Source organism: Veillonella magna (assembly GCF_959600285.1).
In the GTDB taxonomy this organism is placed as follows: Bacteria; Bacillota; Negativicutes; order Veillonellales; family Veillonellaceae; genus Veillonella_A; species Veillonella_A magna.
Genome location: NZ_CAUGKU010000001.1, coordinates 318,668 through 331,215 on the forward strand (window position 1 = coordinate 318,668; position 12,548 = coordinate 331,215).

General features: G+C 41.1%; 10 protein-coding genes. 1 reads left to right on the forward strand and 9 read right to left on the reverse strand.

Going from position 1 to position 12,548, the window contains the following annotated elements; all coding sequences use genetic code 11:
* Positions 1–49: 49 nt before the first annotated feature.
* The 8 genes from purE to Q5873_RS01495 form a co-directional block, all read right to left on the reverse strand.
* Complete coding sequence (purE, locus tag Q5873_RS01460; protein WP_028254632.1) at positions 50–541, reverse strand: 5-(carboxyamino)imidazole ribonucleotide mutase; 492 nt, start codon at positions 539–541, stop codon at positions 50–52.
* A 186-nt stretch (positions 542–727) separates the two neighbouring features.
* The gene (locus tag Q5873_RS01465) at positions 728–1,246 is read right to left on the reverse strand and encodes a hypothetical protein (RefSeq protein ID WP_276624978.1); all 519 of its coding nucleotides are present in this window, start codon (positions 1,244–1,246) and stop codon (positions 728–730) included.
* Between the two features lie 251 nt (positions 1,247–1,497).
* Complete coding sequence (locus tag Q5873_RS01470) at positions 1,498–2,640, reverse strand: glycerate kinase (protein WP_303058992.1); 1,143 nt, start codon at positions 2,638–2,640, stop codon at positions 1,498–1,500.
* 244 nt (positions 2,641–2,884) lie between these two features.
* Complete coding sequence (locus Q5873_RS01475) at positions 2,885–4,276, reverse strand: MFS transporter (RefSeq protein WP_303058993.1); 1,392 nt, start codon at positions 4,274–4,276, stop codon at positions 2,885–2,887.
* Positions 4,277–4,974: 698 nt separating this feature from the next.
* Positions 4,975–5,301 (reverse strand): hypothetical protein, encoded by a 327-nt coding sequence (locus Q5873_RS01480; protein WP_288301357.1) that lies wholly within the window; start codon positions 5,299–5,301, stop codon positions 4,975–4,977.
* Between the two features lie 251 nt (positions 5,302–5,552).
* Entirely contained in the window at positions 5,553–6,449 is an 897-nt protein-coding gene (locus Q5873_RS01485; RefSeq protein WP_303058994.1) for a dihydrodipicolinate synthase family protein, read from the reverse strand.
* A 30-nt stretch (positions 6,450–6,479) separates the two neighbouring features.
* Positions 6,480–7,826: a gluconate:H+ symporter gene (locus tag Q5873_RS01490; protein WP_303058995.1), complete on the reverse strand. Its 1,347-nt coding sequence runs from the start codon at positions 7,824–7,826 to the stop codon at positions 6,480–6,482.
* A gap of 20 nt (positions 7,827–7,846) precedes the next feature.
* On the reverse strand, positions 7,847–9,823 hold the full coding sequence (locus Q5873_RS01495) for a YjhG/YagF family D-xylonate dehydratase (RefSeq protein ID WP_303058996.1): 1,977 nt from the start codon (positions 9,821–9,823) through the stop codon (positions 7,847–7,849).
* 217 nt (positions 9,824–10,040) lie between these two features.
* Between Q5873_RS01495 and Q5873_RS01500 the strand changes: the two genes are divergently transcribed.
* A complete protein-coding gene (locus tag Q5873_RS01500; RefSeq protein WP_303058997.1) occupies positions 10,041–10,784 on the forward strand; it encodes an IclR family transcriptional regulator in 744 nt (247 codons plus the stop codon).
* Positions 10,785–10,826: 42 nt separating this feature from the next.
* On the opposite strand, the gene Q5873_RS01505 is transcribed toward Q5873_RS01500, so the two are convergent.
* On the reverse strand, positions 10,827–12,275 hold the full coding sequence (locus tag Q5873_RS01505) for an NCS1 family nucleobase:cation symporter-1 (protein WP_303058998.1): 1,449 nt from the start codon (positions 12,273–12,275) through the stop codon (positions 10,827–10,829).
* Positions 12,276–12,548 lie beyond the last annotated feature (273 nt).

Genomic DNA, 12,548 nt, shown 5'->3' on the forward strand with positions numbered 1-12,548 from the left:
ATGACACGGTGCACGAAAATCAATCAATAATCAAAGTACGTACACTAACCTATTTTGCCAATTCTTCCTGCAGCTTTTTATTCTTTTCAATAACCTTGGCAGCCATATCGGCACGGTACGCTTTATACGCATCTCGCAGCTTGGCATCGGCAGTGGCCGCAATCTGTACGGCTAACAAGGCTGCGTTCTTAGCTCCGTCTACCGCCATCGTAGCTACCGGCATACCGGATGGCATCTGCACAATAGCCAACAAGGCATCCATTCCCTTGAGTGCCGTTGCATTAAGAGGTACCCCAATAACCGGCAAGGTAGTAAATGAAGCAATTACCCCCGGTAAGTGAGCGGCTGCTCCGGCACCGGCGACGAAAGCCACCGCACCTTCCGCTTCCAAACGTTCCACAAAGGCCTTTACCTCTGCCGGCGTACGATGTGCCGACGCAATGACCATTTCATAGTCCAAACCAAATTCATCAAGAACGGCTGCTGCCTTTTTCATTACTGCGAGGTCAGAGTCGCTTCCCATGACAATACCGATTTTCATAGCATCCTCCTGATGGAAACAAATCCTGTTTATTTATCTATGTAAATTCTAACAAAGCCTCACTCATAAGTCAACCAAATAAACGAATGCTTTTCTATTTCTTTTTCACAATCGTTCGATACATATCGAACATTAAAGACACAAAAAGCCCTGCCACGGTATTAGACCGTGACAAGGCTTACTCTGTTAGCTCTGTTTTTCAGATTCCATAGCCGCATCATCATGCGCATGATGATGCTCGTGAGCAGCAAACGGATTTGGCAATACGTCAATGTTCATTACCTGTTTGAGCTCTGCCGTTACGCCGGGCATGTATTTCACAATTTGATTCATCAATACATATAGCAGCTGCGGTTCAAAGGCCGTGTTCGAACTGATATAAATACAATCCAAATACACGCTGTCATCATCTTTTTCCACATAATATTTAAAATTTTTATACACGCTGTTTTCACGATTGATAAAATCAACGATGGCATTATAGTTATCGTCAGTCACCACACCACCGCCGACCAGCACGCGAATCACACTGTAAATTGTTGCATCCAACAATACAAAAATAGGCATATCGCCAATATCGGTTTGAATATAGGAACGATACACTACCGTGCCGTCTTCATCGCCGATATCACGTTTATCAAAGCACGTAATCTGTTCGTCTACTAGAAATTTTTCAAAAGCTTCACTCTTTATATTTTTTGGCATCTGTATATCCTTTCTTCGTCTTGCTTATGCACATAAAGGGTTTACTACCCTCATTATACTACAATAAAAATTCATTGCACCAATTCCTTTTATTACAATTATACAAAAAAGCAGTACACGAAACCAGCGCCACTATCCTATATTCGGCTGATTTCATGTACTGCTTTTTATTTTGCCCTCTATTGTATGTGTTGCGTATTAAATGTATCGCGTGTCGTATGTATCAAGCTACACTGGTTCTAATACGCCGACTACCTCATCCATCCTTTTATAAGTCGACCGATCATACGTCCCGTATTCTGTGTCAACGCATCTACGTTTTTCATGGCTTCCTCTAAGGGCATTGGCTCGTTTATAATATCTAAAATCAGAGAAATTCCCTTCTCGTAAACCGCTTCCGTATCTAAACTGCGACTACCTACAACGGCCACTACGGGAATGTTTTGCTTCTGTGCCAAGCCCGATACACCGACCGGTGCTTTACCGAACGCTGTTTGGTTATCCATTCGTCCTTCGCCGGTAACCACTAAGTCCGCTTCACCGATTTGTTCTTCCAAACGAATTAATTTCAACACGGCATCAATACCGCTTTGCTTGTGCGCCTTGGTAAAAGCTATCATACCGGCACCCACTCCTCCGGCTGCCCCGGCACCGGGAATATCTTTCACCGACACACCAAGGTCGCGTTTGATACACGCCGCATACAATTCCAGATAGCTATCAAGGAGTATCTTCATTTCTTCGTCGGCTCCCTTTTGTCCGCCAAAAATATGAGATGCCCCATGCGGTCCGCATAACGGATTGGTAACATCACATAAAATAGTAAAGCGTACATCGGCTATGCGAGGATCGATGCCACTACAATCAATTCGATCTAATTGTGCCAACGAGGTAACTACAGGTTCCAACTCATTGCCGTTCTTATCTAAAAACTTAGCACCCAAAGCGGCAGCCATCCCCATACCACCATCATTGGTGGCGCTGCCGCCGATGCCCATATAAATCTCTTTGGCTCCGCGATTAATAGCATCCAAAATCATCTGACCCGTGCCATAGGTCGTCGCCCGCAACGGATTTAATTCATCCTTTTTCACCAAGGTAATGCCTGAAGCAGCCGCCATCTCCAGCACCGCAATGGTCTCGTTATCAATCATACCGTAGCGTGCTTTCACCGGTTGCCCCAACGGACCCATGACATCTGCTTCATGATACATACCGTGACGCGCATCAACGATGGCTTCTACTGTTCCTTCACCGCCATCGGCTACCGGAACCAATACGCATTCCGCATCAGGAACCACAGCCTGAATACCCTTTGCCACATGCTCTTCTACTGCCAGACTGGATGCACTGCCTTTAAAAGAATCTATGGCCAATACTATTTTTTTACTCATAACAGCCTCCACTACAGATGTTTACTTTCAACTATCGTTATCATATTATATCAAGTCATACTGTAGTGACGTATGGTCCGCATAACATATATACATGATTAACTTCAATATATTTTTGTTGCGAAATAATGATATGCATATAAAGCATCACTTGTGTAAGTTAATTGTGCAATTCTCTCGGTTGATGATGAAACAAAGGAAGATCCCCTCTGAGATATAGGGACATCGCTTGTAAAATATTATTTCATATACTAATTCGTTCAACCTTCGTCAACACCAAGGTATAACCAATAACGCCGCATAACGCCACCGCGCCCACATAGGCCAATGCATAGGCAAAGCTTCCCGTGCCATCAACAATAAACCCGATAACCAGCGGACAGGTAGCACTTCCCAGGTTTGCAAAAAAGTTGAGCAAACCACCGCTGACACCAAGATAACCGGCCGGTGCCAAATCCGACAACAATGCGCCAGTAACGGTAGAGGCCATGGCTTGACCAAAAAACGCAACGGCCATAAAAGCAATAATCACCGGAATGGAATCCACATAATTGGCTGCTACAATGACCGTTGAAAGCAGGAAGCCTAAAATAATCGGCAGCTTACGCGCCAACGTTTTTGACTTGCCGCTATCCAACATGCTATCTGACCACTTGCCACCAATCAACGAACCGGCAATAGCCACCAAAAAGGGGAACATCGCATAAAAACCACCTTTTAAAATCGTCAATCCTTTTTCGGTAACCAAATACGACGGGAACCACGTTAGAAAGAAAAAGAGCGTAGTCATAATCGAGAACTGGCCCAAGAACATCCCGATTAACCGACGATTGGTAATTAATTTTTTTGTCGCCTGCCACTGGGTAAGACGCATTGTCTCATTTACCTCTCCCTTACCGGATATCTTCGTAGACGAAGCAACAGGATTTGAATGAGCATTCACGGAGTCATTGGTATCCGGGCGCACGATCCCGGGACGCTTACCCGTTTCACCGCCCAACAACGCACCACCGGCTTTCATATATTGCCATTCCGCATCATTTACTTCTGCCGAGTCCCCGGGAGAACGATACCATTTGTACCATATACCACCAATCACAAAACCGATAACCCCAGTTACAAAAAAAATCATTTCCCATCCGAAGGTAACTAAAATCCAAGCCAATACCGGCGTTAACACACCCAAAGCTACATACTCGGTAGCCGTGTACGCTCCCACCGCCAAGGCTCGTTCCCTATCGGGAAACCAAACAGCTACGCATTTAATGTTCGACGGCATGATGGGCGATTCGAAAAAACCCAATCCCAAACGCACGGCAATTAAATTCCACAGCTGAGATACTAACCCCATAGCAAACGTAGCGGCTGACCACCCCACTAGAGCAATGGTCATTAAGATTCTCGGTCCTATTTTATCTAACAGTGCGCCTGCAAACGGCAAGCAAAATGCGTAGGACCAGGCAAAGGCAGAAAACAAAATACCCATCGTTGCCGGAGACAATCCCAATTCCTTTTGCATAACCGGTGCAGCCACTGCTAAATTGCCGCGATCCAAATAATTAATGCCGATGACCAAACATAACAGAAACAGCATAAACCAACGCCGCTTTGTCGGCATTTCCTTAACAGACTTCATACATTCAACCTTCCTCTCTGTATATTGGAATTCTATCGCTGCCAGAGCAAATTCCAACATACTCCTACATGCCTCTCCTGAGGCGCCTACACAATGATGGTTTGTCTGCTACTCTTCTTAGCAAGCAAGAATTATGAGCTGTACAAACTTAGTTTTTATTGTGGCATAAAGAGAGTATGAATGCAAGAGAATCTGCAAAAACTTTTTGTCAGGTGTAAGCAAATCGACCATTGCCAGTAAGTCAATTTCACTTCTTAATTATCCTTGCACAAACAAAATGTATTTTCTTCATACTGTTATTCACCAGTAGCTGCGCTACCTTTCTTTAACTATTTCTTTAGAGATAGTTTTGTTTAGTTTAGTTTTGTTTAGGAATGCGCTCGGTCTGTAGCTCGGGGTGTGGTTCGGTGTGTGGTTCGGTTGAACGGTAAATTTTTGCTCCATTTTTTACCATTTATCCGAACTGCAGCTCGCCTATACGATAAATTTTTACCTCACTTTTTATCTTAGCGCTTACCTTAGTAGTTACCCTGGTAGTTACTATAGTAGTTTCCTTACCGGTTACTGTGACACTTACGTTACTAGTTACTATAGTACTTACTCTACTAGTCGCTGTAATACTTACGTTACTCCTTACGTTACTCCTTACGTTACTAGTTACTGTACCACTTACCTCGCTAGTTAGTGTGACCCTTGCTTTACAAATTATTTTTTCCTATCCAGCTAGTAATGAGATTTTCTTCCTCCATAGAAATCATTTCATACACTGTGGCACGATTGCCCGGTTGCGGTGTGTAACGAATACGACCGGCTTTCTGCAATGTAGCTCGTGCGCGTTTTATAGCGGATGCGGACAGGCCACTACTCATCATCAGCGATGATATAGGAACAGTAAATTTCTTTTTCCAACCGCAAGAGTTGTTATAATGCATCAGCGAATACCACAATAAACGCGCCGACGAAGATACTCGCGGATGGAAATGTAACCAAACATTAAATTGATTAACTTCTTTGATATAATTCATGAATCATACCTCCTAAAAAATGATCAGGGAAACTTCTCCCCTTCACTTATTACCATCCGGCAGCGAAGTAAATGTAAACGCCATTTACAAAATTTTTTATTTTATTGTAATGATCTAAAAGTAGAAGCCTATTGACTATTCAAGAAATCACGGAACTAGACAAGAAACATAATTTACTATGAGCTATATAACCTAAAAATATACAAAAATGCGAAGATCAAATGAATGACCTTCGCATTTTTTGTTGATACCTATATTATCCCATTCTCTTTTAGAATGCACTCAACCTTGGCATATTCTTCCGGTGTAATATCCATCCCCGGTGCCTTAGTAAATGTTGAAATTGGTAAACCGGTTGCTTTAACAGCTGCTTTCATAGCTACAATAAATAATCCTGTCACTTCATAAATTCGCATAAGAGAAGCGATTTTTTCTGCACAAGCAACAGCTGCTACCTTATCATTATCCTCATACGCTTTATGCATTTTTACAAATACTTCAGGTACAACGTTGGTTAATCCGCAGAGCACTCCATCACCACCTGAAATTCTATTCACCATATAATATTCATCAAATCCCGATAGAACTGAAAAGTCAGGACGGATAGGTTTTACAGCTTGGCATAAACGTCGTGTATGACTGATATTGTCTACGGTATCTTTAATCCCCACAATTGATGGACAATTTTCGGCAAGGTAAGAAACAACTGCCGGAGATAAGTCACTACCCGTACGGTCCGCAAAGTTATACAGCATAATTGGCAATTTCACTGCATCCGCAATAGTTTTAAAATATTGTTTTGCCGCCTCTTCTGTAGGACCAAAATAATACGGCGAAATAATATTAATTGCGTCGGCTCCGGCTGTTTCAGCAAAATTTGCCAGTTCAATTACATCACGCACATCTGTGCCACCGACACCAATAATAACTTGAACACGCTTATTAATTAGCTTAACCGCAAATTCAATAAATTTCTTTTTTTCCTCCAAGGAGATAGCATAAAACTCGCCCAGACTACCAAAAAACAAAATACCATTTAATCCTGCTTCTACTAAATGATTAATATGAAGCTCCATATTGGCATAATCAATTTCACCATTGTCTTTAAAGATAGTGATAATCGGAGAATACACACCTTTAAACATCATAATATCACCTTTCTTATACTAAATCATCGCTTATACAAATTCTGCTAAAATCATAATAAATACTAGCCCAAGTACCGATTGTAATGTTGCTAGCACAGTCCATGTAGCAAAAGTTTCTTTCAATGTTAGACCAAAATATTCTTTAACCATCCAAAACCCAGCATCATTTACATGCGAAGCTATCGTACTACCTGCACCTGTTGCCAGTGTTACCAATGCTAAGTTGACATCATAAGCCCCTAACACAGGCACTACCAAACCTGCGGTAGATAGGGCTGCTACTGTTGCTGATCCTAAAGCAATACGAAGAATCGCTGCTACCGTCCATGCCAGTAAAATTGGCGAAAATGAACTATTAGCAAAGAAAGTTCCTATATACTTCCCTACGCCACCGGCAATAAGCACCTGCTTAAACGCGCCACCACCGCCGATAATCAATAACATCATTCCAATAGCTGCGATAGAGGATGCGCATGAGCCCATAATATCCTTTGCAGATATTCCTCTTCTAATACCCATAGTATACATAGCAATTACAATGGATATCAACATGGCAATTGATGGCTGTCCACAAAATTCCACGAATTGTAGAATCACAGACTCATTCATTCCCGTTGCCAATTTTATAGTTTGAGCAAATGTCGCTATAATCATCAAGATGACCGGCAGCATAGACGTAAGAATACTAATTCCAAAACCGGGCATCTCCTCATCTCTAAACGACTTCACTTCGCCAAGAGCCTTGATATCACCTTGTTTACTAAAAGCAGACGGGACTAACCGTTTAGCAATAGCCAAAAAAATTGGACCAGCTAATACAACCGTAGGTACAGCAACAATAATCCCATACACAAGTACCGTTCCTAAATTTGCTCCATACTCACCGGCGATAACAGTAGGTCCTGGATGCGGAGGCAAAAAGCAATGAGTTGCTAATAGCGAGGACAACATAGGAATTCCTAAGTATAAAGGGTTCACCTTCATTTCTCTTGCAATCGAGAAAATAATAGGAAGCAACAGAACTAATCCTACTTCAAAGAACATAGCAATACCAACGATAAAGGATGCCACTACCACAGCCCATTGAATTTTCTTTTCCCCAAAAATTCGTATAAGGCTAAGCGCTATTTTTTGTGCCCCACCGGCATCAGCTACTAAACGACCGAGCATGGCACCTAACCCAAAAATCAGTGCAATATGTCCTAATGTACTCCCTATACCTGCTTCAAGCGTTGTAGCTATTTTAGCCATAGGTATTCCAAAAGCTAATGCCGCTCCCGTTGACACCAACATAAGGGATATAAATGTATTTAACCTAAATACAGAAATAAGTACTATTAAAAGCACCACTGCTACAGCAGTAATTATTAATGGCATAGTAATCTACTCCTTCGTAGTTATTTTTTCAAACCTAATGCTTTCTTACCTGCTTCCAATACTTCGATAATTTTATCCACATCATAAACATTGCCTTTCCATGCACCTCCACTAACATCCTGTAGTGCAGCCCATAAACGGGTGTCATCCGGTAAATCATCATCAGGCTTAACATCGGGATTTGTTTCTCGTCTAGCTAACTCTTCTGCCCCTTCCTCATAAGTTAAAGGATGATCTTCTGTACCAATAAAGTTTAAGCTACCCTCTAATTTATTCATATCCACAATAATTTCTACTATGTCACCGTCGCGCAACTTACCAATAGGGCCACCTGCCAAAGCTTCCGGTCCAACATGACCAAAACATGCTCCTGTCGATACTCCAGAGAATCGTGCATCTGTGATAAGGGATACATGCTTTCCGAAAGGAAGGTGTTTAAGTGCCGATGTCAACTGATAGGTTTCTTCCATTCCTGTTCCCAATGGACCTCCGCCCATGACAACCATAATATCCCCTGCAACTATTGTTCCCACATTTTTCAATGCTTTTATAGCCGCCTTTTCTGATGCAAAGACCTTAACTTTCCCCGTATGGCGGAAAACATTATCTTTATCAATAACACTGGGATCTATAGCTGTTGACTTTACAACGGCCCCTTCCGGAGCAATGTTGCCAACAGGGAATGTAACAGTAGAGCCGATTCCTCTTTCCGCTGCCCTGCTTGGTGTAAAAATTACTTCATTAGGATCAACATTATCGGCCTCTAATAATTGTTTACGACAAGCAACTCTACGTTCAGAGTTTTCCCACCAATCTAAATTTTCTTTTAATGTACTGCCGGTAACCGTCAATACATCTTCATGTAGAACACCTAATTTACGCAAATGAAGCATTACTTCTGGTACTCCACCAGCCATAAATACATCTACGGTAGGATAGTTCACAGGACCTATTGGCAATACACTGACCAATCTCGGGATTTCTTTATTGATACGAGACCAGTCTTCCACTGTTGGCATTTTACATCCCGCCGCATGAGCTATGGCCGGTAAATGAAGAAGCAAGTTTGTAGACCCACCAAAAGCAGCATGAATTATCATCGCATTTTCTATCGCTTTGTCTGTAATAATATCCTTTGTCGTAATTCCTGCTTTTGCTAGTTGCAAAACAGCACGTGCTGACTTAGCTGCAATATCCTTCCATATTTCTTGACCTGACGGTGCCAATGCTGAATGAGGAAGTGCTAATCCAAGACCTTCAGCAATAACTTGAGAGGTACCTGCTGTTCCGAAGAATTGACATCCACCACCAGCTGATGCACAAGAACTACATCCCAGCCGTGAAGCATCTTCCAAGGAAAGCTCCCCATTCGCATAACGAACACCTATTGTCTGAATCGTGCCTAAATCTTCACCTTCATTAGGAGCCAATGTAGCACCGCCAGGAACTAGAATAGTTGGTAAATCATGCATCCCCGCCAGTGCCATCATCATAGCCGGCAAACCTTTATCACAAGAAGCAAACCCCATAGTAGCTTTTCTTGTTGGCAAAGATCGTATTAGTCTACGCATAACAATGGAAGCGTCATTTCTATATGGTAATGAATCGAACATTCCTGTTGTACCTTGACTGCGGCCGTCACAGGGGTCTGTTACGAATGTAGCATGTGGCACCAATCCCATCTCTTTAATTGTTCTCGCCGCTACATCCATTTGAATATCTAATTCAAAATGCCCATTATGCAAACCAACTGCAACCGTTTCATTATCGGCACCTCGCATACCGCCTTTAGTGCCTATTAACATTACATCACCATTGGCCAACTCGTCAGGATTCCATCCCATCCCTGCATTAATCGTCATGCCAAAGATATTTCCACTAGGAGATTCCTTAAGCAATGAAGGTGTCAAAGGTAGCTTTCCTTTAGGCCCCTCCGCATGAGTAGCCGCTTTATAAATTGCATGGTTTTCATTGCTAAATAGATTCTTAACAGACATTCCGTTTCTCCTCCTTTTGTTCTTATATGCGAACTATAAATTCTTATATACGAATTTCATGCTTTTATTGTAATTACAAAAAAGTATTATGTCAATGATTATTCAACATATATTGTGAATTTTATTCCACGTACTAATAAATTTTTTTATTTTTCTCTACACTTTGCTATAATGTTTGGTACAGTTGCAAATTCTACGACTAGATAGGAGGAAAGATATGTCCCATAAACCTACCGAGCGAGTCTTAAATATATTCAACATTTTGGCATCCCATCCATCAGGTCTGACTCTTACTGATATATCTAAGGCCCTAAATATTCCTAAAAGTACCTTATCCCCAATACTTAACGAAATGACCTTACAAAATTTTTTATATTTAAATCCTGAAAATGGTTTATTCACAGTAGGTATAAGCACTTACTATTTATCTGCAGCTTATGATCAAACCAACGAACTTATTCCTCATTTAAAATCCGTAATGAAACATATAGCCGCAGAAACAAACGAAATATGCCAAGCAGGTATTCTCGACGGAGGTGAGGTCCTTTACATCTTAAAAGAAGAACCTTTAGCCGATCTTCCTATCCGCATCATTTCCTATGTAGGGAAACGCTTGCCCGCACACTGTACAGCCCTAGGAAAAGCTCTATTATTAGACTATACTTTAAACGATTTAGTAAAAGTTTTACCTCCCACATTAGAATCAAAAACACCAAATACAATAACCTCCATATCAGATCTCTACTCTCAACTTCAACATTTTCGAAAAGAAGGCATCTGTTACGAGTGTGAAGAAGTAACACCTCATCTATGTTGCTATGCTATTCCTATCAGCCTAATCAGTAAGAAAAAAGTCGCCCTTAGTGTGAGTATTCCCCTATTTCGTCGTAGCGAAGAGAAAATAAATCAAATAAAAAAAATGCTCCTAGATGCCAAGGCAGAGATAGAAGCATTAATTTAAAAAAGCCCGAGTAAGGTATATTCCAAACTCGGGCTTTTTTCGTTATTTAATTTTTATAGCTATATAATAAAGTAAGCCAGATGCTATGGTTCCATATACATACGCATTATTAAATATAAACTCGATTGATGGTACTATGCGACTAATAAAAATAATAGCTGTAATAAGAAGGAAAATACTTACGGCCCGTACATTCCATCCTCTAGAATATGAATATCGTCCACCTTCTATTCTGAATAAATCTACATACTCAACATATTTCATGTGCTCACATATATACGCCACAACAAAGATACCTGACAAAGGTCCCAACAAGGCACCTAACAACTGAGTAATTTCAAAAATTAAATGATAGGCACTAGACAGCGAATCCCACGGTCTTGCAAACAATGCTAACACCGCAGCAATGAAGGAAGCCATCTTATACCCGACTTTTCCCCTGGCTACTGCTGCAATAATATTTGTTGGCGGTATCAAATTGCCTGCCACATTAGTAGTCAACACTGCCATTATAATGAATGCAGAAAAGACTAATCGCACCCATAAACTTTCAAAATTTCCCACTAATACTGCAGGCTCCCATATTTCCTTTCCAAATGCCAAATAACCACCTGCTGTACCGCATATTCCTACGAAGGCAATATAACCAGTCATGATAGGGGCACTAATAATCTGACCCCATATTTGACTTTTTTGATTAACACAATGACGTGTAAAATCTGTAATAGATAATGCAATGCCTCCGTCAAAAGCAATCATAGCTGATAAGGCTGGCCAAAACAACGTCCAAAAATCAATACCTTGTCTTGATTGTACAACCTTGGCACTTAGCAATGTATCTAAATTCCAATTAGCTACATCCATTCCCCAAACGATTACTACCAAGCTAAGTACAATAAGAACAGGCGCGGATATACCTTCCAAAATCTTAACAGCCTTACTTCCCGAAGCAGCAATATACACATTCATACACCAGAATATAAGGAATGATATAAACAAAGTAGTAAAGCCACCATCCTGCCATGCCGGATATATGGCTGATATAATTATGTTCACAGCTTGACCACCAATCCAAGCCTGAACACCAAACCAAAACACCCCCAGGATACCTCGAACAATGACAGGGAATGCCATTCCTTTCCTACCAAAAATCAGTTTACTAAGCAAAGGATACGTTAATCCATAGCGTGTTCCAAAGTGTCCAATCACCATCGCTACTCCCATTACAATCGTATGGCCTAAAACAATTGTGATAAGTGCTTGCCACCAATTCATTCCCGCAACAAGTAAACCACTGGCCACTTGATATACAGCAATGGAAACTATAATACCTATCCAAAGATTAGAAATGTCCCATAGTTTCCAATCTCTTTCTGCATAGCTAATAGGCCTTGTAGCCTCAGTAAAATCATTTTTTACTGCTGTAATAGCTGCCTTACCTAAGTCTGTAAGCTCCCATATCCCATTTTTTAAAATTTGCCTTTGGTCCATATAAGTCACTCCTAACTTAACCTAACCTCCTAATCGTAATCTCAGTATACAAATCACTAGTCAAAATTAGGTCAAATCATTAGTAAATTTTACATATTCGTGCTATAGATTAATGTATTTCTTACCGCCCAACTAAAAAACTAAACTCGCTGCACTTGTAGCAGATGATGTAGATACCACTTCTTCTAAAGAAAAAATCTCAGTCTAAATTGCAATACGAAATTGAACACTCGTTACATCCGTTAGCTTTCTAATTTCGTCAAGGAATGCCTC

Excerpts from the sequence above, each read along its gene's own strand:
- Q5873_RS01470 (WP_303058992.1), bottom strand. The coding sequence starts at position 2,640 with ATGAGTAAAAAAATAGTATTGGCCATAGATTCTTTTAAAGGCAGTGCA.
- Q5873_RS01465 (WP_276624978.1), bottom strand. The coding sequence starts at position 1,246 with ATGCCAAAAAATATAAAGAGTGAAGCTTTTGAAAAATTTCTAGTAGAC.
- Q5873_RS01495 (WP_303058996.1), bottom strand. The coding sequence starts at position 9,823 with ATGTCTGTTAAGAATCTATTTAGCAATGAAAACCATGCAATTTATAAA.
- Q5873_RS01475 (WP_303058993.1), bottom strand. The coding sequence starts at position 4,276 with ATGAAGTCTGTTAAGGAAATGCCGACAAAGCGGCGTTGGTTTATGCTG.
- Q5873_RS01505 (WP_303058998.1), bottom strand. The coding sequence starts at position 12,275 with ATGGACCAAAGGCAAATTTTAAAAAATGGGATATGGGAGCTTACAGAC.
- Q5873_RS01485 (WP_303058994.1), bottom strand. The coding sequence starts at position 6,449 with ATGATGTTTAAAGGTGTGTATTCTCCGATTATCACTATCTTTAAAGAC.
- Q5873_RS01500 (WP_303058997.1), top strand. The coding sequence starts at position 10,041 with ATGTCCCATAAACCTACCGAGCGAGTCTTAAATATATTCAACATTTTG.
- purE (WP_028254632.1), bottom strand. The coding sequence starts at position 541 with ATGAAAATCGGTATTGTCATGGGAAGCGACTCTGACCTCGCAGTAATG.
- Q5873_RS01480 (WP_288301357.1), bottom strand. The coding sequence starts at position 5,301 with ATGAATTATATCAAAGAAGTTAATCAATTTAATGTTTGGTTACATTTC.
- Q5873_RS01490 (WP_303058995.1), bottom strand. The coding sequence starts at position 7,826 with ATGCCATTAATAATTACTGCTGTAGCAGTGGTGCTTTTAATAGTACTT.